This is a genomic window from Prevotella sp. P4-98 (assembly GCF_002251405.1).
In the GTDB taxonomy this organism is placed as follows: domain Bacteria; phylum Bacteroidota; class Bacteroidia; order Bacteroidales; family Bacteroidaceae; genus Prevotella.
Genome location: NZ_NPJC01000028.1, coordinates 78,998 through 103,273, shown reverse-complemented (window position 1 = coordinate 103,273; position 24,276 = coordinate 78,998). Strand labels below are relative to the sequence as shown.

General features: G+C 43.8%; 20 protein-coding genes, 1 tRNA gene and 1 pseudogene. 7 read left to right on the top strand and 15 right to left on the bottom strand.

The annotated features are described in order from the left end of the window. Positions 1-4: 4 nt before the first annotated feature. Complete coding sequence (locus CIK96_RS04800; protein WP_144007485.1) at positions 5-1,369, bottom strand: DUF4842 domain-containing protein; 1,365 nt, start codon at positions 1,367-1,369, stop codon at positions 5-7. 220 nt (positions 1,370-1,589) lie between these two features. On the opposite strand from CIK96_RS04800, the gene CIK96_RS04795 reads away from it, so the two are divergent. Continuing rightward, positions 1,590-2,936 (top strand): LruC domain-containing protein, encoded by a 1,347-nt coding sequence (locus CIK96_RS04795; RefSeq protein ID WP_094439941.1) that lies wholly within the window; start codon positions 1,590-1,592, stop codon positions 2,934-2,936. Between the two features lie 270 nt (positions 2,937-3,206). On the opposite strand, the gene CIK96_RS04790 is transcribed toward CIK96_RS04795, so the two are convergent. Beyond that, on the bottom strand, positions 3,207-5,357 hold the full coding sequence (locus CIK96_RS04790) for a DUF4114 domain-containing protein (RefSeq protein ID WP_144007484.1): 2,151 nt from the start codon (positions 5,355-5,357) through the stop codon (positions 3,207-3,209). Positions 5,358-5,655: 298 nt separating this feature from the next. On the opposite strand from CIK96_RS04790, the gene CIK96_RS04785 reads away from it, so the two are divergent. Further along, positions 5,656-6,750, top strand: a complete 1,095-nt coding sequence (locus tag CIK96_RS04785) for an FMN-binding protein (RefSeq protein ID WP_371592425.1) — start codon at positions 5,656-5,658, stop codon at positions 6,748-6,750. 1,088 nt (positions 6,751-7,838) lie between these two features. Here CIK96_RS04785 and CIK96_RS04780 read toward each other — a convergent pair. After that, on the bottom strand, positions 7,839-8,339 hold the full coding sequence (locus CIK96_RS04780) for a tetratricopeptide repeat protein (protein WP_094439938.1): 501 nt from the start codon (positions 8,337-8,339) through the stop codon (positions 7,839-7,841). Positions 8,340-8,766: 427 nt separating this feature from the next. Here CIK96_RS04780 and CIK96_RS04775 point away from each other — a divergent pair, with 427 nt between their 5' ends. Then, entirely contained in the window at positions 8,767-10,209 is a 1,443-nt protein-coding gene (locus tag CIK96_RS04775; protein ID WP_094439937.1) for an ATP-binding protein, read from the top strand. Positions 10,210-10,854: 645 nt separating this feature from the next. Here the strand turns inward: CIK96_RS04775 and CIK96_RS13685 are convergent. The 8 genes and pseudogenes from CIK96_RS13685 to CIK96_RS04740 form a co-directional block, all read right to left on the bottom strand. Continuing rightward, positions 10,855-11,127: pseudogene (locus CIK96_RS13685) on the bottom strand (transposase); the annotation flags it as partial. A gap of 1 nt (position 11,128) precedes the next feature. Further along, complete coding sequence (locus CIK96_RS13680; RefSeq protein WP_371591491.1) at positions 11,129-11,422, bottom strand: hypothetical protein; 294 nt, start codon at positions 11,420-11,422, stop codon at positions 11,129-11,131. A 350-nt stretch (positions 11,423-11,772) separates the two neighbouring features. Continuing rightward, positions 11,773-12,348, bottom strand: a complete 576-nt coding sequence (locus CIK96_RS04765; RefSeq protein WP_094439947.1) for a metallophosphatase domain-containing protein — start codon at positions 12,346-12,348, stop codon at positions 11,773-11,775. A 540-nt stretch (positions 12,349-12,888) separates the two neighbouring features. Further along, the gene (locus tag CIK96_RS04760; RefSeq protein ID WP_144007483.1) at positions 12,889-13,632 is read right to left on the bottom strand and encodes a hypothetical protein; all 744 of its coding nucleotides are present in this window, start codon (positions 13,630-13,632) and stop codon (positions 12,889-12,891) included. A 12-nt stretch (positions 13,633-13,644) separates the two neighbouring features. After that, positions 13,645-14,904 (bottom strand): MBL fold metallo-hydrolase RNA specificity domain-containing protein, encoded by a 1,260-nt coding sequence (locus CIK96_RS04755; protein ID WP_094439935.1) that lies wholly within the window; start codon positions 14,902-14,904, stop codon positions 13,645-13,647. Positions 14,905-14,916: 12 nt separating this feature from the next. Beyond that, on the bottom strand, positions 14,917-17,472 hold the full coding sequence (locus CIK96_RS04750; protein ID WP_094439934.1) for a hypothetical protein: 2,556 nt from the start codon (positions 17,470-17,472) through the stop codon (positions 14,917-14,919). Continuing rightward, complete coding sequence (locus CIK96_RS04745; protein ID WP_094439933.1) at positions 17,462-17,677, bottom strand: hypothetical protein; 216 nt, start codon at positions 17,675-17,677, stop codon at positions 17,462-17,464. The genes CIK96_RS04750 and CIK96_RS04745 overlap by 11 nt, the downstream gene beginning before the upstream one ends. Before the next feature lie 229 nt (positions 17,678-17,906). Further along, positions 17,907-18,821, bottom strand: a complete 915-nt coding sequence (locus CIK96_RS04740) for a YafY family protein (RefSeq protein ID WP_094439932.1) — start codon at positions 18,819-18,821, stop codon at positions 17,907-17,909. Positions 18,822-18,978: 157 nt separating this feature from the next. On the opposite strand from CIK96_RS04740, the gene CIK96_RS04735 reads away from it, so the two are divergent. Both CIK96_RS04735 and CIK96_RS04730 read left to right on the top strand, forming a co-directional pair. After that, entirely contained in the window at positions 18,979-19,482 is a 504-nt protein-coding gene (locus tag CIK96_RS04735) for a hypothetical protein (RefSeq protein WP_094439946.1), read from the top strand. A gap of 5 nt (positions 19,483-19,487) precedes the next feature. Further along, a complete protein-coding gene (locus CIK96_RS04730) occupies positions 19,488-20,066 on the top strand; it encodes a hypothetical protein (protein ID WP_158214828.1) in 579 nt (192 codons plus the stop codon). 154 nt (positions 20,067-20,220) lie between these two features. Here CIK96_RS04730 and CIK96_RS04725 read toward each other — a convergent pair. Next, positions 20,221-20,294: transfer RNA gene (locus tag CIK96_RS04725), tRNA-Ile, on the bottom strand. Positions 20,295-20,376: 82 nt separating this feature from the next. Between CIK96_RS04725 and CIK96_RS04720 the strand changes: the two genes are divergently transcribed. Both CIK96_RS04720 and CIK96_RS04715 read left to right on the top strand, forming a co-directional pair. Then, the gene (locus CIK96_RS04720; protein ID WP_158214827.1) at positions 20,377-21,342 is read left to right on the top strand and encodes a bifunctional riboflavin kinase/FAD synthetase; all 966 of its coding nucleotides are present in this window, start codon (positions 20,377-20,379) and stop codon (positions 21,340-21,342) included. Positions 21,343-21,388: 46 nt separating this feature from the next. Beyond that, positions 21,389-22,162, top strand: a complete 774-nt coding sequence (locus tag CIK96_RS04715) for a CPBP family intramembrane glutamic endopeptidase (protein ID WP_094439929.1) — start codon at positions 21,389-21,391, stop codon at positions 22,160-22,162. Between the two features lie 256 nt (positions 22,163-22,418). Here CIK96_RS04715 and CIK96_RS04710 read toward each other — a convergent pair whose 3' ends face one another. From CIK96_RS04710 to argB, 3 genes are all read right to left on the bottom strand, one after another. Next, positions 22,419-22,910 carry a hypothetical protein gene (locus CIK96_RS04710; protein WP_094391515.1) on the bottom strand — a complete coding sequence of 164 codons (492 nt, stop codon included), beginning with the start codon at positions 22,908-22,910 and terminating at the stop codon, positions 22,419-22,421. Beyond that, complete coding sequence (locus CIK96_RS04705) at positions 22,900-23,418, bottom strand: RNA polymerase sigma factor (RefSeq protein ID WP_094391514.1); 519 nt, start codon at positions 23,416-23,418, stop codon at positions 22,900-22,902. Before CIK96_RS04705 ends, CIK96_RS04710 begins: the two co-directional genes overlap by 11 nt. A 67-nt stretch (positions 23,419-23,485) precedes the next feature. Next, entirely contained in the window at positions 23,486-24,256 is a 771-nt protein-coding gene (argB, locus tag CIK96_RS04700) for an acetylglutamate kinase (RefSeq protein ID WP_094434780.1), read from the bottom strand. Between the last annotated feature and the right edge of the window lie 20 nt (positions 24,257-24,276).

Here is a 24,276-nt window from a genome sequence, read left to right as displayed (position 1 = left end):
AGAATTAGTATAAATTTCCTAAGTTTTGGACACTCTTGTACCAGTTGTCAGGAGTGTTACTGTTGACATAGTCCTTGAACTGATCATAGGAATTTATGAACTGTACGCGCTCCTTCATCCATTTTACGTCTGTAGGTACGCAAAGCTTTTGGGTAGCTTCGCCCTGGTGAGCTGTCAGTTCTTGTGCGCCTACATAAACGGGAATATCGTTGGCATTGTTCACATTGTCTGCCACAGGGATGCGGAAGATGGCTACAGGACGTGTGGCTCCGTTGCCGGTATTGATCATAGTGCCTTGTTCTTCTACACAGAGAGCTTTGTGCACCTCTACACCTTTGTCACCCTGTCCACCGATGGTGAGATACTTCGTACCACCAGCTGCGTGCAAAGTGATGACAGCAAATTTTTGATTGTGACCATCTTTCCAATTGTACTCGAATTTTACATCGAATACAGCATCGTTGAAGTCCCAGTCGCTGGTCTGTACAGAAGCCAGATTGCTATCGATGATATCCTCTACCATGACGCGCATAGCTGTACCAGGAGCGTTGAGGCCTGGAGCTATTCTGACAATCCAGTCGCTATAGTATCCGTCGGGTTCGACTTTTAATTCTCCGTTGTCGTATTTCTGCATCTGATAGTCGAAACCTACAAAATACATGCCTGCCACAATAGGATCGATGATATCGCCGGGGATCAGTACGTATGAGTTGTCGTAGTATTTATCTCCATAAGAATCGTGGAAACCAAAGCAAGTGGTGTTGTAGTCCTTCATATACATGATTGTGTCATTATGGAACTTGTTGTTGCCCTCTCCAACATTCATATTGCCACCATCACCACGGTTGAAGTTGTTGATGTGGTCTCCGACATTTGAGTTGTTACCACAATGCAGCCAGTCCATCTGATTGGAACCAGTAACTTTACCTTTATCCTTGTCGAGAACACCATCCTTAAGAATATCGTAAATTTCGGGCGAATTTGAACCAGGATTAGTACCACCTTTATACACTTGCTGTACAAAGAAGTCGCTCCAGTTGACTTCGAGGCCTTTAGGGTTTGGGTTATTCTGGAACCATTTGCGTACCACTTCTTTCTGAGCGTCGGTCAGTGGGGCGGGTACGGTCAGATATTTATACCAGTCGTTGGCATTGGGGTCTGAACCACGAGTACCAATGAGCTTGCCATCCTTGTCGAATGTGAATACTTGCTGAGGAGTGAATCCCCAGTTAACATTAGGATTGACTGCCCCAAACTCCTTTTCGAAGACAGCTTGATATTGCTCTTGCTTACTAACAGGGGCATAGTCATCGTGCGTACAACTAGCCATGGCTAAGGCTGTAATTCCTACAAAAAGAATCTTTTTCATTTTCTCGATTTTTAATTTTACTGTTGTTGATAATTCTATGAGATTAAACGGTTGGCTCATTTTCGTTATATATAGAGTCTTTCCATTGTGGGTGCAAAGATAAAAACTTTTTCGTTTTTGTATAGTTAACAGTATGTTAAAAAATCATAATTCCATCAAGAATAGTGCTGATATACATTATTTTACTTAACTTTGTATCCTGTTTTTATTACGAACAAATATGAATAAACCGAAACTATTGATTGCCGCAACAATGGCAACGCTTGTGCTGACTGCTTGTCAACATGAGTTTTTCCAAAAACAAAGATATGTTGATCTGGTGGCAGAGGAATTTCCTGTTAAGGACTTTGATGCAGGACATACTTGGGCTACGGCACGAGAACTCACCATGTCGGTCATACTGCCTTCTGCCGACAGCTATGAGGTTTATATGTTTACGGGCATTCCTGCCGTTTCAACAACCCGACTGTTGCAACATGTGAAACTCAATGGAGCCAACCGGCAGTCGGTCAACGTGTCGTGTCCGACGGTTCTTTCGGAGCTATGGATAGCTATTGTCGATGCGGCGGGCGAAGTGAAAGAGGCTCGTATTGCCGTTGGAACCAATGAGGTCAACATCACAGCCGACCTCAGCAATGCCTATTTGCGTGGTTCTACGCCTGCCATGCTGGCTGGAGTAAGTCCGCAACCCTATACATTCTGTTTTGAAGATGCGTTTCCACAGCCTGGCGACTACGATTTCAACGACTTGGTGATGGGCGTTCAGCTCAACAAGCGCTATGCTGCCAACACCACCGATCCCGATACGCTGATTATTTCCACCAATCTCAAAGCGGTGGGAACGGTCAACCCCATAGGTGCTGCCATGCGCCTGAAAGGGGTGAATACCGCCGTGGTGGGTACTACTTACGAGGCAGAAGACACCTATCCTTATTATAAATACGGCAGCAGTTTTGTGCCGACAACCGAGGCCCGCAAGTTTATAGAGAAGACGAGCGAGGTGAATCCTGCCAACCGCGACGTGTGCATTCCGCTATTCTGCGATGCCCACTATGCCATCAGCAAAGGGTCTATGGACAATGCGCAGCAGGTGGTGCGCTGTTATTACAACACCATGACCGACGAAGATATGGCTGAGGTGGCTACTACCGGCAAGTTGGGAATGAAGGTGGGAACGGTGAAGCGTGAGTTTCGTGTGTTGTTTCATCAGTCGAGCCGTGCCTCCTTCAACGATTTCAATATGATGGATCTCGACCTCTTTGCAGTCACTTCCTATAATGGCGGATATTTTGAAACCCATACCATGACGTATAAAGCTGACGAAGTGATCCACCAATATATAAACGGTGCCAACCAGGAGGTTTATTCTAAAAACTATATTTGGGCTTTGCTCGTGGCTACGGATTTCCGTTATGCCCGCGAAGGAAAAGTGATAGGAACGCTCGGAGCTAACGGTTATGATGGTGCTTACTGCACGCCCAGCCATTCTTTCTTCGACTGGGGACGCGACCGCTATAATGCACGCGACTGGTATCTCTATCCCGATAATACCAATACCTATAGATAATAGCAACGACCATCTGCTGTATGACCAACTGAGCCTTCCTTATCAGGTTGGCTCAGTTTTATTTTCCCGAATCCATACTAAACCCATACTATATCCATATCATATTCATCCCGAACGCATCCCGAACACATCCCGAAGGGAATGGGGAATGCGATGCAGGGTATGGTCTTCCTGCAAGGGGATGAAACAAACAAATCACCCTAAGAAACTCTACCCAGGTAGGGTGGGAGTTGCTTAGGGTGATTGGGGGATTGTACAGGGAGTAGTGAATTACTTCACCACTTTACCTTCTACGGGACTCTTATACCAGTCGATTGCGGTATTGGCAGCCTTGCTCCAATCTACAAACATGGGGAAGGCGGTACCAATAGGAGTACGCTCGGTAGGCCATGCCCATTCGCCTGGCAATACAAGCATCTGGGGAGCTGTGCCAATCTCTGCTGACTCAAGCACGATAGACTCGTTCTGGTCTTTCACCTTTACTGTGAAACCATGGTTGGTTACAGAGTAGTCGGCAGGCACGTTGATGGTGATTGCGCTACCGGGAGTGCCCTTGCTGCCGGTGTTGAGCATAGAATACTGTCCGTTGGCATTGGGCTGTGCACCATTGATGAGGTTGTGGATTTCGCCGAGGTTGTTGCCACCGTGGTAGATGTTTGAAGGCAGCACACCACCTGCAGCCAGCGGAGTGACTTTCGCTGTGGTTTCGCCAGCGGTATGGCTAACGCTGAACACTACGTCGTTGAAGTCGATATCGTCGGTATTACCCAAGTCTTCGCATGCGATAATCCATGATTCTGACTGTGGTTCGGGCAGTGGATCCGGGTCGGGCACGGTGATTGGAGGTTCTGGAGTCTTGTATTGTCCTTCTACCCAGAATACGATGTCGTTGAGGTCTTCATCGCCACCACCATCTTCAAATCCAAGGAATGTCTGTCCGTTGAAGGTCCAAGAGGCAGCCTTGATAGCGCCACGGTTGGGATCGTAGGTAGGCTTAGAAATCACCCAGTCCTTTTGGTCTAAGTGGTTGATGCGCTTGTTCAGTTCAGGCAGCGAGTAGTTGTAGTTGACATCTGTGTAGTTACCATTGTGGTTACTGTAATCGTTGGTATTGTATGGCTGATATGGTGCGATGAAGAACACGATGTGGTAGCCTGCTGGGAAATTGTAGGTTGCTTCTTGGTCGTGGTTCTCGCCGAAGAAAGCCAATTTGTATGAAGTGCCATACATCTTGGTGTCTTTAGCGTAGCTGCCGAGTGACTCTGTTGTTGAGTTCCAGCCTTCCAACTGCATGTTATCATTAAGGGTTTGTCCTTTCCAGCTGTTGAAATAGATGTTGCTCTGAGGACGTGCATCGTTAATCAAGATGTAGTGGGGCTGAGCCAATGGGTCTTGTCCGTCTTTGTAGTAAACGTAGCCGACGCGGTCTGAAATTTGTGTCGCACCATATACTACTGGCATTTTGATTTCTCCACCTTCGGTAACGATAGAGAAACCCTTCTCCACTTTCTTCAAGTCTTCAAGACCATTGGTGTAGAGGTTAAGTTTTTCGCTGCTGTAGTACTTCTGTCTCTCCATGAAGAATGAGCCAGGACCGAAGAGCTTGTAGCCTTGACCCAATGTCCAGCAGGGAACAGCTTCTTCTTGAGCAACACCGTTGAGCAGGGTGATTTCAATATTCTTGGTAGATCCAACCCATTTTGCATCAGGCTTAAGCTCGGCATTTGAGAAGTCAAATACAGTATAGTTGGTAGAACCATCAGCGTTTTTGGTTACGATAGATTCTGTGGTGAAAGGACCAGGGTTGTAATACTGAACACTTTGACCTTGGTAAACTTGTTTCCATTCTTCAACGGTTTTTGTAGTCCAGTTCCACCAAATCATATCTTTGACTAATGATTCGTATTGGTTGTTCAGCGTCTTCTTCTCACCTTTTGTCACCGGGCAATTGGCAGCACGTGTAAATCCGCTGCGAGTTGGTGTGATATAGTCTGATGGGGTGATGTTTACTGTGCCGTTTACGATAGCATAGTAGTTGTAGATTTTGAAGAGGCCTTCGCTGTTTTTGATAGAAACGAATACGTGGTTGGCAGCCTTCTTGGCATCAAACGAGATGCTGCCTGCGCCATTGGTCAGTTTGGTAACTGCCATCAGGTTGCTTTCGTCTTCCAGCGGAGCATCAGAATAGATGCGCATCTCGCTCTCACCGGCAATGGTGGGGCAAGCGGCTGTTGCGCTAACGGTGGTTGCTACATTCCAGTTTTGTGTGGGGTCGATGGCTCCAAACTGCTGGTTCCAACTGTTGTTGTACTCATTGACCTTCTGATTGGGATCGTAGAGGTTTGAGTCTTTAGAGCAGGAGCTCAAAAAGAATGTACCCGATGCTGTGATCAAGGCACATAACAATAATAGTTTTCTCATAGATCTATAATTATATTTTTTGTTTGTTCGTTATTTCGGAAACGATAAGTATCGTGATTCTCTGGGTGCAAAGATACGAATATTTGTGAAAATGACAAGCGTAAATCCCAATAATTTTATGATTTTCACCTATTTATATGCATTTTTCACCTTGTGGAATTGCTGTGTGGGGCAACAGACAAACGAACAAGTGGGGTGGAGGAATCCTTTATTTTGTGTTGGAAAAATTGGAGATTAGAAATAATCGCCGTATCTTTGTGCACGAAAACACGATGATCTATCACAACGACAAGTATTGATGATGAAGAAGAAAGATGCTATGCGACAAATGGGCAGCCTGTTGGCGGGATTGCTGATTCTCGCTTCGATTGCCCTGGCGAAACATGGTTCGTTGCCCGGCCACGACTTCCAAGCGACAACAGCCACAGCCCACCAAGCCGACAACGACACCTTGCAGGTGCTCGACGATGGATCTATGGTGGTGAATACCACGTCGATCGCATCAGATATTATCGGCTATGCCGGAACGGTTCCACTCCTGATTACCATCAAAGACAACAGGGTGGAGCATATCAAGGCGTTGCCCAATCAGGAGACGGAAGATTTCTTTGAAACGGCAGCGGTGCTGCTTTCCCGGTGGAACGGCAAAACCACGGAAGAGGCTGAGGCTCTGCAGGTGGATGCGGTGTCGGGTGCTACCTTTTCTTCGAAAGCCATTATCGGCAACGTGCAGCGCGGATTGGCGTATGCCCGTCGCGCACAGGCTACCATCGCGCAACCGTCTTTCGACTGGTCGGTAAAAAACATAGCCGGCATCCTGGTGGTGCTGATGGCTGCCATCCTGCCGTTGTTTGTGAAAAACAAAACCTACCGCTTCTGCCAATCCACGCTCAATGTGGTGGTGCTCGGCTTATGGTGTGGATCCTTCCTGTCCTACACCTCGCTCATGGGATATATGGCACACGGCATGAATCCGCTGGCGGTAGCGGTGCCTTGTCTCATGCTTTTGGTCGCTTTGGTCTATCCGTTGATAGGCCATAAGTCATACTATTGCACCCACCTGTGCCCATTCGGATCGCTGCAGTATATGGCAAGTCGGTGTGTCAGCTATAAGGTGAAGATGGGTGCCCGCCTCGTGCGGGGATTGGACATTTTCCGAAAACTGCTATGGTGCGTGCTGATGATCCTCATCTGGACAGGGGTGTGGGCAGATTGGACCGACTATGAACCGTTTGCCGCATTCATCTTCCAGTCGGCATCGTGGGTGGTCATCGCCATCGCCATCGCCTTTGTGCTATTGTCTTTCGTGGTTGTTCGCCCGTATTGTCGCTTCGTCTGCCCCATGGGTACATGGCTCAGAATCTGCCAGTCCTCCAAGTGGCGACTCTTCTGACGGGAGGTCGGTATCGAGACAGCAATCATCTCGGATGGGCGGCAGGGTACATACACTTGGAATCCTTAAAATTTTATTTTTCTAAAAATTTCGACCACACGACCACAGATGTGGTGTAATCGACTATGAGACAGCATCTTCAGACTGTGGTCGATTGCTACAAACCCGTGCTTTCGACCACACTTCGACCACGCATGCTTTTCCCGAAAATCATGGCGGATATTCACGCGAAGTAAACAAAAATTATTTTCAGGCATTTTCAAACGGCTGACAAAGTTATTGTCAAACGTTAGATAAGAGTGTTATCCAATGTTAGATAAAGGTGTTATCAAACGTTAGATAAGAGTGTTATCAAGCGTTAGATAAGAGTGTTGTCCAACGTTAGATAAGAGTGTTGTCCAACGTTAGACAAGGGCCTTTTCAACGTTGGAAACAAATTGTTTCAAATATCGGAAAATAGTGGTGTCAAATATTATGCAATAGTCTTGTCCAACGTTAGACAAGGGTGTTGCCGGTCGTCAGAACATGCAAAATCGTGTATTGGTGGCTATTTTGGTCAAGCTGTTTCTGTGATGGTAACGGCAGATGGCTGGTGGTCGAAGGGTGGTCGAATGGTGGTCGAACACCGCGAGTCAGCGTAATCGACCACCCACGTAAACTGCACACGCATAGCGCGTTATGCCGTTGTGGTGGTCGAGTGGTCGAAATTTTGCAACATCGCGCGTGCGCATGCGTACACACGTGTACCTATTATATAACTGAACTTTCGCATGTGGGGAAGTTAAGGGAAGTTAGGGAAGTTAGGGAAGTTAGGGAAGTTAGAGGGAAGTTAGAGGGAAGTTAGAGGGAAGTTAGAGAGAAGTTAGAGAGAAGTTAGAGAGAAGTTAGAGAGAAGTTAGAGGGAAGTTAGAGAGAAGTTAAGGGACAAATGTCCTACGTCTTACGGCAAAAGGCTATTGTCTCTTAACTTCCCGAACGACCGTAGGGAGTGATAACGTCTTTAACTTCAATCAATTCCCTCAGTTGCGAAACTTGAATTATATAACATATAAAAGGGTTGCCTCAATCTTCCTGCCTGCAAGGGTAGGTTACTTCTTGGAGGCTTCCTTCATTTCCTTCATGCGCTTGCGGAAAGCCTTCAGCGCTCTGCCGGCATTGGGAATGCCACGCGAGCGAGCCTGCTTAAAGGTGCGCTCAGCCTGTTTGTAGTCGCCCAATTGCTCGTAGGAGAGTGCCACATAGAAGTATATCTGGTCATTATCAAAACCTGTGCGCAGGGCGCTGTCGCCATAGATAACCGTGTTTAGCGCATCTTTCTCGTCGTAATAGCCAAACGCCTTGCCACAGAGATTGACAAACTCGCGACGCTTCTGGATAGAGTCTGCTGCCGACTTCCAGTGCGACTTAAACTGAGGTAGCGACATCAGTTTGTCTTTTGCCCATAGTCCATAGTGGTGGCGGTCACCTTCAGGTGTGCGCGACTGTTGGCTGGTGTTTGAATGAATCTCAGAAAAGTTGGCATCCTGTGCCCACGTTATGGTGGCTGACAGTATGAGCAGGCAGAGGGTAATCAAGATATTTTTTTTCATGCTTTGTGTTTTGTCTTTAGTTTTCAATCCTTCGGTATTGCTTTTCTCTTTACCTTATTATTTCTGATTGCAAAGGTAAAGAAAAAAATTAAAAAAGCCTTGATGTCTCCTCGTTTTTTCTACCGTTCCCCTCTGAATCATTACACCTTACTCGCCAATTCATCGCTGCAGAAACGAAACAGCGCTTCCGATTCAAACCGTTTGTTTCTACATGGTTTACGCAGAATATTGGCAAAAACCCCATGCGCAAAGTTTTCATAAGGCAGAAGCTTCGCCACAAGCGACCGAAAAGCTGTTAAATGGCTTGGCAGAATCAAATAAAAGAAGTATCTTTGCACCGATAAATATTAATTCTAACTCCGTGAATCTATAGAGGCAATAGATCAAGTAATAAAGAGTTTGATAAAGAATCAATAATAGGAATAGCATGATATCAAAAGAAGAAGTGCGTGAACTTTTGACAAGCACAGAGACATATAGAATTGAGCGTACCGTATCAACAGGAGATATGGATAAGTTTCAAGAAGCAATATGTGCCTTCTCGAATGATTTACCTAATTCTAAAAAGAATGGGTATCTGATTCTTGGTGCATATGATAATGGAACTTTATCGGGATTGAAGGTTGATGATGATTTGCTAAAAAAGATTTCGGCCATACGTTCAAATGGAAATATATTGCCTCTTCCTATTATGTCGGTTGAAAAATTTGAATATGAGGATGGAGAATTACTTGTAGCTGAAGTTTCACCATCATTGATTCCTCCTGTACGATATCGTGGTCGGACATTTGTTCGTATTGGTCCTCGCAGAGATATTGCCAGTGAAGCGGAAGAACGGATATTGCTTGAACGCAGAACATCCTATATGGCTACTTTTGATGCTATGCCTTGCTTTGGCGCAACTATCGATGATATTGATACGGGCTTTATTAAGAAAGAGTATCTACCTCAGATTCTTGATGACGAAGTATTGGCTAATGACACTCGTGATATTAAGGAACAATTGGCTGCAATTCATTTGTACGACCTTACACATGAATGTCCTACGAATGCAGCAATGATTCTTTTTGGTAAAGCCCCACAGTACTACATGCATGGGTGTTATGTGCAATATGTTCATTTTGCAGGGAAAGATCGTGGTAGTGAAATCGTTAATGAACGACAAATTAAAGGAAGCCTTTGTAAGATACTGCCACAATTGGAAAATTTTGTGCGGGATGCTGTGGTCACTTCTCGGCCTATGCCTATTAGTATGTTACGTGAGAAGAATGTGTTGAACTTCCCTGACCTGGCTTTGAGAGAATTGCTAATGAATGCATGTATGCATAGAGATTACCAATCCAATATGCCAATACGACTTTATCAATATGAAGATCGAATTGAAATTCTTAATGCTGGAGGTCTGTATGGTGAGGCTCGTCCAGAGAACTTCCCAACGGTAAATGACTATCGTAATCCTATTGTTGCAGAAGCTATGCGTGGATTGAAGTACGTTAATATGTTCAATCGTGGAATTCAACGTGTAAAGAATCTCTTGCAAGAGAACGGTAATCCTGAACCAGAGTTCTGTGTGGACAAGATTACAGCTTTTGAGGTTGTCGTGAGACCTTCTTTATCACTTAACTTGCTCACTGATGAAGAAAAAGTGACTAAGTCAGTGACTAAGTTAAATGACACGCTTAATGATGTAATTGATTTTTGTTCTACTCCCAGAAGTATGACAGAAATAATGGAGCATCTTGGCCTTAAACACAGATATAATGTTAAGCATCGCTATATTGACCCACTTATAGGGGGTGGTTTTTTGGTTATGACTATTCCTGAAAAACCTAATAGTCGAAGTCAAAAATACAAACGGTCATTGACTTAGTCACTTAACTTGGTCACTGATGAGTGACTAAGTTGATATTGTAGTATGAATAATTTGTCATGTGATTATTAAACCAACAACATACAAAGATATGATTGGGATTTTGATTGACGACATAGAACAGGCGATCTTAAATCAAGAACTGCGGTTTCTGTTCTGGTCATGTTGGAAGGCGTTGATAAGATTTCATACTTTAACGGCCCCAATACCGTGGAGCAGATGCTCATCAATGCAGTTGTGCAATATAGTATGTACACGGAATTTTTGGCAATATTGACACTTTTCCCGCATATAAAATCACACACACAGTTCATTATAAGTTTCATACCTGTATTTATTAGTGGTTTACGCAGAAACGAAAAACAGCGACCTACGAATGCTCGTAAGTCGCTGTAATAGAAGCGTGGACCAGCCAGGGCTTGAACCTGGGACCTCCAGATTATGAGTCTGTTAGAATAAAATTTCTTTATGTTTCAAGTAATTTTATTTTGAATTATGTTTCGCTGATTCATAGATATTTTGTTACTTTACCCCAATTCGGGATAAAATAGCGATTAGTTGCATGTGAAGACAGATACGTGAATTCTCTTCCCATACCATCAGACATGGGCTATATATAAAGAATCGAAAGAGATTATTCTGTCCTTAGAACAATGTAAGTTGCTTCGTGTCTTCGATGCAGTATCCTTTCAATGCCTTTGGCTTGTTATCAAAGAAACAATATGCTCCCAAGGCAGAAATAAGGTTCATGATAAAGTTGCTTACAGATCTATGGCGTGAATGTACAATCTGTGCCGTATTCTTCAGCATGTCGTTAATGGTTTCGATAATGTATCTCTTGCGCAGCATCATTCTGTCATAGAACGGCATCAGCTTGTTTCTCATGTTTACGCGCAACCCTGTCACCAGCTGTATTCCGTCACACGCGGCTTTCCAACTCCACAAAGCGGTTGTACGACACAGCTTTCGGAAAATAAGACTTCATCGTACCCTTAATAAAGAACAGGTAGTAGTGCTTGAAATTGCGGAATGTACCGAAATGGAAATACAACAGAATCGTCATGATTTCACTGTCGGACAACGATGCTGCACGCCGTCTACGCTTCACTCCGCTATTGTCTTCCAGCAAATTTCCTGCATTTTCTGCATCAAAATGTTTGCAAAACTCGTCTATAATACAAAATAATTCTGTAACTTTGCAATCGGTAGTCATATTAAATATTTTTGTAACTATTTGATTTTCACCTATAAAGGTACAAAATATTTATGAGGCTACCAACTTTTTTATAAACTATTTCTTATCCCGAACTGGGGTACTGTCTTTACTCTTGTACTATTGGGTGAAGTTTGGAGCACCATGGAATTGTTGAGTCATTGATTTTATAAATGAGACAGCCCCATCCGTGAGGACAGGGCTGTCAACTTTATAGAAGTTTACGAAAATATTCTTTATTAGTGTTTTGCGAATCTGGTTAATCACCATGTCAAATTTGTATCTTGGTTCTAAGAACAAAGGGATAGCAAAATGCTACACCCCGAGTTTATACTTTGAACCGAGCAAGGTCACTTTCTGTCAAGAAGAAACACCTTTGGATTATAACGCATGTTGTAATTGTCATCTAACAATGCGCCATTTGAAAATACAATCCCATCATGTTTCTCTGTGCCAAAAGCATCGTGTGCATGACCAAACAAGTGATACTTGGGCTTAATCTCAAACACTTTGTTCCTTAGAGGTGCATTGCCCCAATGGGTTCCTGACGATTCATCAAGGATCATTACAGGTGGCTCATGGGTAACAAGAACGTCTATTCCGTCAGGAATGAGTTCTTCCGAATGATTGTATGCCAACCCGAAGAATTTAATTCCCTCTATTTCACAACCTCTATCCTGGAGGAAGTGAATGTTTTCGGGAAGGTCTTCTATACCTTCTGCATCCCATAGACAAAGGTCATGGTTGCCAGTGACGAAAATCTTGTGCATGTGAGGCAATTCTAAGAACCAGTTCAGGAAGTCTAGAGTTTCTTCTTCAGTACCTTGCTCCGTGAAGTCGCCACAATGGATGATAATATCTGCTTCTGGAAGGTTGGTCAGTTCATTATGTCTATTGTGAGTATCTGAGATTTGAAGCAACCTGATAGGCTTTTCATTGATTGTAACTTTGTACAGGACTTCGCCCAACGCTTCTTTAAGCTGTTGATTATTGAGGTAATGATCATAGTCTTCGTCCCAATTCCTTCGGGATGTAACCGATACAACTCTGTTTCCCTGTGTCAATAGGACCGCAAAGAATGACATGCCATAGTTGTCATAAGGATAACCTTCACCAAAAGCTAACTTTCCATAATCTTCTGCATCGTCACGCTTGCAGAAGATGAAATGGCAGGTTCCTTGGTGGCTTTCCTCATAGAAAACCTCTTCTGACTGGAAGATGCACCAGGTTGGAGCATAATGCTCATACTGTTTTGCGGTTTGAAAGCTATCAATAGAAATAATCTCGTATGAGTGCTTCCCATCATTGGGTTTGGTGTCAATAACTCCACCAACCAACTCTAACAGTTTATCTCCTGGCATGTTTTCAAGCTCTGCTGGTGTATTCTCGCAGTCAAGAGGACTATTGTATATGTAATTGAGTATGTCGTTCTTTGTCATTTTATCTCAATTTGGTTTTTTAACAGGTCATTCATTTGCCATGTCTGGGAAGTTTATACCAAGAGCAACAGATAGTTTTTCCCAGGTAGTATATCCGTAAAAGCTATCTAATATAGCCTTCTTGAGTGCATGGCTTTTTTCAATTGTCTCGGCATCAATTTCTTTTTCAATATACTCCTTTACACAGTGATTTTCATACCCACAGTTTTCCTCAACAACGTAGAATGCGATAACCTGCTTTGCGTTATTGCAATGATGTAGCGCATTTTCTATATGTCTTACCATTTGGCTGCGATGTTTCAAATATGACACCTTATCTGTTGTGTCGCTTTCCGTTCTTTTCCCTTCTATCAATATGATGAACTTATCATTCTCTATAAACAGATCTGGTTTGGAACTACCTTCAAACGTGTTCCATTGAACAAACTTTGATGTTGAAGCCTGTTCTATCATGCTTTGGTCAAGATTGAATAACAACTGGCGTTTATCTTTGTTTGATTTTGTGGAATTATCACGTTCTTGCACATACTTTCTAAATGCTTCATCGTTAACTATCTTTTTTATAATGACCTTCAAATGTTCTGGTGTTGCAGGTAATGCTTTTTCTCCTTGCCAGCCAGTATAATAAACATTCTTTTCCTCAAAATCTCCAAAGACTGATGGCACATTTGGAGCCACAATAGATAACATCCGTTTCAGAATATCATGATTACTCCTTATTGCATCACCAAGAGGCTTAACTCTTGTAATACTGCTATTGTATCTTCCCATATTTGGCGTCGTTTATAATTCAGCATCTGCCTCCTTATGTATGCAGATAACTTCTTTAGGTTTAACGGTTTTGATTACTTTCTCAATTGTCTGGCGGTCGGCATGACCAGAGGTGTGTATATCTACAACATTGTGAAACATGTCACGGAACTCCTTGTACTTCGGATTTATCTTCACTTGCTCTGGATCCTTGTAGTAACCATCCCATGATGAGTAGATGAGAAGTGTTTCTTCCTGGGGCAGCTTGTCGAGCAATCCTTTTACACGTTCCATCTGCGATGTACCTACTACCATTGTCATACCAGTCTGCTTCAGTTTCTTCAGCAGTCGATCATTGTAGAACAATGGCTCGAACGAGAACAAACCTTTTGACTGTTTTGATTCACACTCAGTGAAGTATGCCATCGTTTTCTTCATAAACAAGGACCAAATGCATAGTGGTTTGGCAGCATCGATAGAAGCTTGCTTAATAGCAGCCAGTCTTTCTATGTCAGTGGCAGATGCAAGGACAAAGACATACTTGAAGGCTTTCATTACATTCTGCATTTTGTACGACACAATTTGCTCATGGATGCACTTGTCGTCACGTTTCAGCATCGTTCCTTCGGTAATGAGCACATCGATGTCTGTTGCATATTTCTTCAGCGTAGGAATCAGCCCTTTACCCATATAGCCATGCTCGCGATAGTCGCCCATGTGCCAGATACGCTTGCCGTCAGCTTCGATGAGGAACATGTGGGAGTCATAGATGCTATGGCAGTTGAAGAAAGGTGTAACCTTGATGTCGCCAATGCAGATGCTTTCTGGAACTTTGCGTGGTGAAGTACGCTGCCATACCTCAATCTTGTTGAGCAACTTACATTTGTTATCAGCAGATATGAGCCTATTCAAAGCGTCGCTATACTCCTGAGAATCACATTCGTTTTCAAGGAGTTCATTGACTTTTAAGTCTGCGCCCTCGTAAAGAACATCGTACTTTATCTCCAGTAATCCTTTGGTTCCTTCGCTCATGTACTGGGGAACATCTTCAGGAATGTATTCAAACAATCCGACGTGATCCTCATGCCCATGTGTGTAGAATACAGCTTCATGCTGTTTCTTGTTCTGAGCAAATATCTGTGTCACCAACACTTCGTCCTCTTCGGGAGTTGTTGGTTTGCCATTCCCTGGCAAGTTCTGGCCGAAGTCTATAAACACACGAGAAGTTTCAGTTGAAATCTCCGTAATACAGCCACCAATCTGGTCAAGTCCTCTGTGAATTTTTATGTTCATATGTCTTGTAATTTAATGCTTTTCTATAGCCTTATGAAGGCGAATCATCTTGTCTTTCTGAACTTGGAGATTCACAAAGAACGGTGTTGCGATATTTGCATCTATCGCTATTTCCTTATCGTATTTATGCCATTCTACCTTCCAGCAGTGTTCACCTGTAGTTTCATCTGTTATCACTTCATTGCCTTTGACTACCGCATAGCCGTAAAGGACAGGACCTTTTGCAAGGTAGATGACATCGCCAATCTTGACAGAACGGCAGAAATACCAATAGGCGGCATTCTTGTTGTCATGGGTGGAACCTCGTTCTTGATTATATGCCTTTTTGAACTGGTCTAACGAGTAGTATTTTTCTGTAGAAACTTGTCTTGATGCTATAGGTGCATCATTTGTGAAGCGTGCCCTCACCTTTGAGGTACTGAGCATATCGTCGAGTGAATAATCAACAAGGTTAAGAACCCATTCCTGGTTTGCACCATCCAATACTACCTCAATAGTCTGGGACGTATTTGGATTCACATCTGCAATATTCTCTGCTGCATGTTGTCGATTATCCTTCTGGTAAGAGGTGCAGACATGCTGATTGCACTCAATTTCATCTTCATCAACTATATATCTGGCTTTGAGGTAATCAATCCAACTCTTGTGTCGCTCACCGTTATATGACAAGTCAAAGAGATTGAAGAGTTCTTCAAATGAAGTGTAATGAAATGTGCTCTTTCCCTTATCTGTCAACATGTTCATGTACTGTTCAAGGGCTCCAGGGCGACCATTGGCTGAATGAAAATGTGTGTTGCCGGAAGGATAGATGGTTACAGAATCGTATTGGCATTCATACTCCGTTCCCATGGAGATAGCGAGCATGTGGTTACGCCAGATCTGTATATATTCCCTTGTATTGAACTGCTCTGTATTTGTTTCAATGAAACAGTGACTGTCACGTGTGACAATGGAATATGATGACTTAGGTTCATCTATCCGTTCCTGTTCCTTCTTGTGTACCTTATACCCTTCCTCGGTGTACTTTACTTCAATTCCAATGATTCCGGTATTGCCTTCCACTGTTCTGTACTGAACAAATGCGTCAAAGGCCGTGTTGTCACCAAGAGTATTCGGGTTATATTCAATCTTCCAGCCTGTTATCTCTTTTATATTGTTTCTGTTTGTCAGTTTTCTCAATACACAAATGGCAGCGTCTTTGTCCTGGAACATTGGTACAAAGATATTCCATGGTATGTTCTCGCTGCGTAGCATATCGTTCATCAAATCGTGAGATACAGGCACTTTGCCATACCTTTCAATCAAGGCATTTCGTATTTCTTCATGGAATGAAGGAACGAAGTTCATAAGCAGGGAAGCATCAGTATCTGTTAGGTGGTTGATGTCTTCAACCATCTGTCTTCTGACAAGAAAGTCTTCCTCGGTTTCATTGACAGCGCGATGAGTACGTGGATTTATACCCATGCCCAGTTTCAATACCTTTTCACGGAACCATGACTGATGTATGCGGCATTTGCGTTTGAACAACGTATCATTTTCTGTTTGTGTCCTTTCTTTAGATTGGAGGGTGGTCTTTGAATAGATTTCAGTCTTATCTGATACGTCTATGATTTCCTGCTCATAACTATCGTCATTGATTATGTCGGAAATGGTGAAGTCTGGCAAGCATTTGTTAGAGAACAAGAACTTTGGAACGAATGTCTTGTCGTTGTGTATAAGAGTGAAATAGTCACCTTCTTCTTTAACCAACTTCGATATTCGCTGACAGTTCCATCTTTTGTCGCCAAAGAGATACCCACTCATCGTTTGTTTGGGTAATGACTTGCCTTCTTCTGCAGGGTTGTTGTTCAAGGTAATGAAGTAGTATTCAGGCGAATCTGATATTTTGTTCCCATCAACTTCAGCAAGTTCTTCAGGAATACTAACACCAAGCATATCCAGCTTGCTTATCATAGATACGACTTCTTGTTTCAATTCACCAAAGCTAAACTCACAACTTGAATCCTGCACATGGAATGAATAGAAGTCTTTTACATGTGTGCGTATTCCAGAAGGTTCACCTAATGCTCCTGCACCATATTTCAGCTCTATAAGAGCAATCTTGTGGGGTTTTGATTTGCTGATGGCGATTATATCAAACCTCCAATCTTCTGCTCTTGACTTTCCTCGCAATGATTTCGTATATTCAACATCTATGCAGAACCACTCTGATGACAGACTGTTGTTGTTCTGTATGTATAGCCTTTGCTGTGCTTGCTTCTCTCTCTTCTTGCGTTCATCGCTTTTCTGCTTAATGAGAGAGAACAGTTCCACCATTTCATCATCGGTCAATGATGAATACTGTCCATTGGTATAGTATGGGTCAATTTGGGCAGTAAGATTGTATGAAGGTTCTATCTTGGCGATACAGTCGCAGTTATAATACAGACAGATATAACCATCACGCACTCCAACGATTATTTCGTCTGTATGCTCCTGATAGATAACCTTGTAGAATTTACTTGCTTTGAAACGATTTACAAACTCATCAGTTATTCCAAAACCTCTGAATGAATTTCTATCTTCCATATTCGACTTTAATTTGAGATTTTATAAAACCTTCACTTATCTTGCAGCAGAAGACTTTCTCAACGTCTTCTTTGATGTCAGCAATGACCTCATCCATGTGCTCCTCTATATTGGGGTAGCCATAGGATTCCGGGTCTTCAATTATTGACTGATAATCGTTCAATATCCATAGGCGTTGCTGACATTCAGTGTTATTTTTTGCCATTCTCTATTAATCTTGCTATAGCCCTGTCTTTCAGTTGTTCTACTCTTCTTGTTGTTAGATTCATACTTTTAAATACGCATCCAAAGACTGACTAACGCGGTTTAAAATTTTCTTATTCATTGTACTATCGAAATTATGTGTCTCTATTATATATACGAATGAAAATGGGTAAAATCGGGTGTTTTGGGGGTGTTGTGTGCGTAAACTCCGCAGAATACCATCGGATTTCTTACTCTTTTTTCATATATCTGTCAAGAGAAGCACTAATTTGGGACATTATCTCTTCACGATATTCCAATGGTTCCAACACTTCAACGTTTGGTCCCAATGCCAGTATCTTTGACTTTAATTCTGGTGTTAAACAGACTCTGTAGGTAAACTCGGCGAACTCACCGTAGCGTGACTTGACTTCACTTTGTGACTTATGGAGTGGTAACATTCTCATGTATTCCATCTGTACACCATACACCCTTATCTTCAGATTAACGACAGGAAGTTCTTCATTCACATAGATACCTACAACATTGTCATAGTACTTTCTTGGGATGAAGTCCTTGGGAAATTCAAACTTGTTAGTTGTAGTATGAAGGTCAAGAAATCTTTCCAATGCCAAATGCCTGATGGATTCCTTTTCTTTTATATAGCCAAGTACATACCATCTTCTGTTGTACACCTTCATAGAATAAGGCTGCATCGTAAGCGTTTCTCGCTGCCCTTCATAACGTTGATAGTCAATTATAAGTTCCGTATTAGTCCTCATAGACTCTACAACTGAGTCAAAGTAACCTGTACCATGAGGTATCTCTTCGAGTAAGATACGGTCACGCATCATATTGAAAGTTGTGAAGTCCTGGGGAACACTATACTTACGCAATAAAAGTTGAGCATAAGGATTTTGGATCAGGACTTCTGGATTCTTTATATAATATATGTAACCTTTGGATTTATCACATTCTATGATAACTCCAAACATTTCTTCAATACCTTTACGGTGTTCGTGGAAGGTGCGTATTGGTAAACCACCCATATAGGCATAGGGAGAAGCCTCCCATCTCTTAACAATATCCTCAAAGGTGAGAGGATATTTTGATCGCTTGATAGTGTCAAGCAGCCAAATATATCTGAGATATGTTTTACTGATCATGATTCAGAATTTTTCTGCAAATTTATTAAATTAACGGCAAAAACAGGCAAAAATTGCCTATTTTCTGCGGAAATATTGCAGAGAAAACTGTAAAATGACCGATTTTGAAGAAATCTCATCGTATAAAGTAATAGTAATAATCAAATTTATACAAAGTATGGCAAAGAAAAAGAATCAGAAGAAAGCTGAATCACATGCAAAGAAGAGTGCAGTAGAGACACTTCGCTTTCAAACACATTGGGGGCTTAAACAACTCGGGCAGCAGGATGGCAACCTGTTTCATGAACTTGTTGATGCAGAGGTCAACTTCATTGCAGAACTTGACCTTTCTCAGGATTTGCTCGCTATCAAATCACTTGTTGATGGAGTAAAGCAATACTTTGCGGTGGTTCCAACTCTGGAGAAGGGCGATTTTACGAAAAGCCTTACAGCAGTGGCTCTTGGTATTGCACAGATCAATGAAATCAACAACATTGGTATTCCTCTTACATGGAGCGAGATGGTTGAGAAGAAGATGCTTACTATCTATTATCCTGAAGAATATCGAAACCAAATAATCGACTGGGCAAAAGCAAATGGTTATAACACTTCAACCTACCTTGGTCGCCCAATAGTAAAGTTCAGTAAGTTGTATATAATCATAGAAAGGACACGCGCATGAAAAGGATGACAGAGGAGAAGGCAGAGCAGATGCTCGCCTTTATTGCTGACAAGTTTGACGCAAATAATCTTCCGTTCGATGATGTTGCTACGTTTGAGTTGTTTCAACGAGCAGACACAGACGGTATCTTTATGATGGAATCCGAATGGGACAAGTACGACCTTCTCCGAATTAAGCCTAAAAATATGGATGAATTGACAGCAACAATCGCACTTAGCCACGGGTTGGCAGTTAATCCGTATATCTACACCTATCTGAAAATACAGGAGATACAACCTTTTACCTATTCAAGGTTCACAGAAATGGAGAGAGTAAAGGAAATCCTCTGTGATACACATGGCATGTTACTCTGGAAAGAACAAAAGGACGATATTCTTGCCTACATTGATTCACTTTCAGATGAAGAGAAAGAACGATATAGTTCGGCTATAAAGATTGTTCTACACGAGATAGAATTGCGCCAACATTCCCTCTCGAACAGAAAATTCTTTCGAAACAGAGCAAAGATTTGTTACAAACTAGCATACATAAAGGCGCATATGCCAGAAGATTTTGAAAGGTTAAGAGCTGAACTTTGTATGTAATTGGTACAATTTCTATTAACCATTTAATATCACCGACCTTCAAAGAAACTCAAATGGTAGAATTGCGTAAACTCAAACAGTTTGTTTACGCATTGTTTACGCAGAGAAAGAAAAAAGCACTTGCGATTGCTCGTAAGTGCTTGATTTTAAGAGGTGGACCAGCCAGGGCTTGAACCTGGGACCTCCAGATTATGAGTCTGTTGCTCTAACCAACTGAGCTACAAGTCCGCAAATTTTTGCGGTGCAAAGGTACTGCTTTTTTTGCAAATACGCAACTAATTGCATGAAATTTTGTAATTTTGTACCCGAAATGGAAATATTAATATACGATAAGGCGATGCAACTCGAAGGATTGGCGGTGGCAACCATCGGAGTTTTTGACGGTGTGCATCGCGGACATCGCTTTGTTTTCGAACAACTGGCAGATAAGGCACGCGAGCGAAAACTGATATCTACGGTCATCACGTTCGACCGCCATCCACTCAGTGTGGTATGTCCTGACAAGTGTCCTCCGCTGCTGACAACACTCGATGAGCGGTTGCAATTGCTGTGCGCCACCGGTGTGCAGCGTTGCGTGGTACTGCCGTTTACTGAAGAGATGGCTGGCTTGGCTGCCTGCGACTTTATGTTGCTGATGCGCCAACAACTTGGCGTGAAGCTTCTGCTGACGGGTTACGACAACCGTTTCGGCCACGACCGATCTGCTGGCTTTAGCGACTATGTGCGCTATGGGCAGGAGATGGATATGGATGTTGAGGCGCTTGAGCCGTGCAACATCACGGAAGAAGACTGCCCCGTGAGTTCGTCGATGGTCAGACGACTGTTGGCTGACGGTGCGCTCGACAAGGTGCACTACTGTCTTGGACGCGACTATAGTCTCGAAGGTCAAGTGGTCAGCGGCGAACAGATCGGTATGAAGATTGGCTATCCCACTGCCAATCTCTCGCCCGATACCCATAAACTGCTGCCTAAGGCTGGGGTTTATGCCGTATGGGCAACAATCGGTGTGGATGGACCTACGCTGCCTGCCATGATGAATATCGGGCATTGCCCAACGTTTGGCGGTCGGCCTACAACACTCGAAGTGCATCTTTTCGACTATAACGGCAATCTCTATGGACAGACTGTGCATGTGCGCTTTGTCGGTAGGTTGCGCGACGAACAGCGTTTTGCCGATGCCTCAGCCCTGAAAGCGCAGTTGGCAAAGGATCAGAGCGACGCCTTGCAGGTACTTCGTGCCGATGCAGAGGCGCAGGAAACAGTATGCGGCAAGTAGTTGACAGCTGTAGAAATAAGATAAACCAATTAAATAGATGAAATAGATGAAAAAGGCAATATTATATGTTTTGCTGTTTGTGGCCATCCAGGTGGTGGTCATGAATGTGGTAGAAGGCGTATGCCTATTGATAGGAAGCACAGCGGTGGTGGTTGACAAAACAACACAGATGATTATCGGTTTGTCGGCTGCCAATGTCCTTGCCCTTGTTGTTTTCTTGTGGAAACGGATGACACCCTTATCGCCCAGTTGGTTGCTGACACGTCCTTGGAGCGTTCTGCTTTGGGCTGCACTGGCATCAATAGGCATGGCAATTCCCTTTACTTGGTTGCAGGAGCATCTTCCTGAGTTGCCTAACCTGATAGAAATGGAGATGGGCAATTTGATGGCCAACTATTGGGGATATGTGGTCGTCGGGCTGTTGGCCCCTTTGGTAGAGGAAGTCGTGTTCCGTGGTGCAGTGCTTCGCGTACTGCTTGAGAAGCTGACACCATGGAAGGCAATAGTCGTATCTGCTTTGCTTTTCTGCCTGGTGCATGGCAATCCTGCCCAAATGCCCTATGCCTTTATTGGCGGTTTGCTGCTGGGATGGATGTATTGGCGCACGGGTTCAATCATTCCCGGAATGGTGTATCACTGGGTGAACAACAGTGCTGCGTATATCGTTTCCAATATGTATCAACAGGCTGATGTGAAGCTGGTAGATATCTTCGGAAGTGAGCAACATGCGCTGATGGCAGCAGGATTCTCGTTGATGATAGTTATTCCAGCCTTGTGGCAGCTGTATCTGCAGATGAAGCGTGCCGACAGTCAGAACTGATGTTGTCCGGTTGGTCAACATCGCCGACAGGCCGTTAGAACGACCGAATGACGGTTGCGGCATTTCGGTTTATGCTCTAAGTCATAAACAGTTTCATGACTTTAGCGACAAAAAGTACGACGGGCCACCTATCATTATTGATGGGTGGCCCGCTTCGTTAGTATGTTATGAAAAATTTGAGAGAAGTGAAACTTCACAGTTTCGTTGTTGTTTTAATGTTGAAATGATTTAAATATAGAGAAAGCATAGAAATGTATCATTCTTTGTGTAGTGTCTCGTTGACAGCTTTGCTACTGTCGGCAGGGGCATCGGTGATGTTTTCCGCCTGCATGGGCACTATGGTGTCGGCTGTGTCAATCTGCTGGATATAGGAGTTGGCATAGTCGATTCGTGGGTCGTTCCAACTGGCATCCCATGGATGCTGAAGGGCTCCACCTACAGAGAAGATGATGGCAATGACTGCTGCGGCCTTGAAGAGCGGTCTCAACTGCTGTTGCAGAGAGATGGTGCGAGCCTTGACGGGCTTCACTTCGGTATCTTCTGTGAGTGCCAAGATGCGTTCATCGAAGTCATCGCCCAACTTGATGTCGGCATCTTCCTGCTGGCAGGTGAATAGCGGCTGGTATTGCTTCAGTGCCGCAGGAATGTCCTGTTGGCTGAAGAACGCACGGAGGATGTCCTCTTCTTCGATAGAGGTTTCCGCTTTCCAGTAACGTTCCAAAAGTTGTTCGATGTACTTATAGTCCATAATTCTCTGTTTTCTTAAATTGTTGTTTGATAGCCTGACGTGCCCTGAAGATATTGACCTTCACTTGTTCCTCGCTGATGTCGAGCAAGGTGGCAATGTCTTTGTAGCTCTTCCCCTCGATATCCCGCAGTTGCATGACGCATCTTTGCTTCTCTGGCAGTCTGTCTATGAGTTGTCGGATGAGTGCCACCCGGTCTCGTTGCATTGCCTGCTCTTCGGGGTTTGACGCGCTGCTGTGGTCTTCAGGGTCTGTTGCTACGCTGTCGAGCGATGCTTCCTGTCGTCCCATGCGCCGTGTCTTGTCGAGCGAGAGGTTGCGGCATGTCGTGGTGCAGAAGGCTTCGATATTGTCTATCGTATCCCAGCTGTCTCGCCGGTTCCATACCTTTATCATGGTTTCCTGTACGACATCTTCTGCTTCCGCAGGATCGAGAGTGATGCGGAGCGCCAGCCTGTAGAGTAGATTCTTCAGTGGCAGGATGTCATTTCGAAAACTGATTTTTTTCATCCTCTCTATATATACGACGATTGTGGAAAGTGAAAGTTACAGAATGATGGATATTTTTTTCTCTAAATTATCGGATGACGGTGCCGTGTTGTCCGTCGATGGCTGTTGCAAGGGTGATGATCACGCGTTTTACTCCGGCGTCGATGGCGTCGAAAGCATTGTCGAGTTTGGGTATCATGCCCCCTGCTACGGTTCCGTCAGCCTTGTATCTCTCAAAGTCTTCTCGTGTGATTTCGCTGATGACGCTGTTGTCATCGTCGGGATTGCTTAGCACGCCTTTCTTCTCGAAACTATAGATGAGTGTAACATCGTAGTAGGATGCAAGTGCTTTAGCGGTTTCTCCGGCAATGGTGTCTGCGTTGGTATTGAGTATATGTCCCTGTCCGTCGTGTGTCAGCGGCGCCATGACGGGAGTGATTCCTGCGTTGATGAGGGTGTGGAGCATTTGTCCGTTGGCTTTTTCCACATCGCCCACAAAACCGAAGTCGATACCGTCTTTGATGGGGCGCTTATGGCTGCGGATGACGTCGATGTCGGCGCCAGTCAGTCCGAGTGCGTTCACTCCCGCAGCTTGCAGTCGTGCCACGAGGTTTTTGTTGACCAGTCCGCCATAGACCATGGTTACCACTTCGAGCATGTCGGCATCGGTGATACGTCTTCCGTTGACCATCTTGCTCTCAATGCCGAGTGCTGCAGCCACCTTTGTGGCTCGTCGTCCTCCGCCATGTACAAGTACTTTTTTCCCTTCGATGGCAGCAAAGTCTTTGAGTAACTGTGTCAGTTGTGCTTCGTCTTCAACGACCGCACCGCCTACTTTTACGATGGTTATTTTTTCCATAACATTTTTATTGTTGTGAT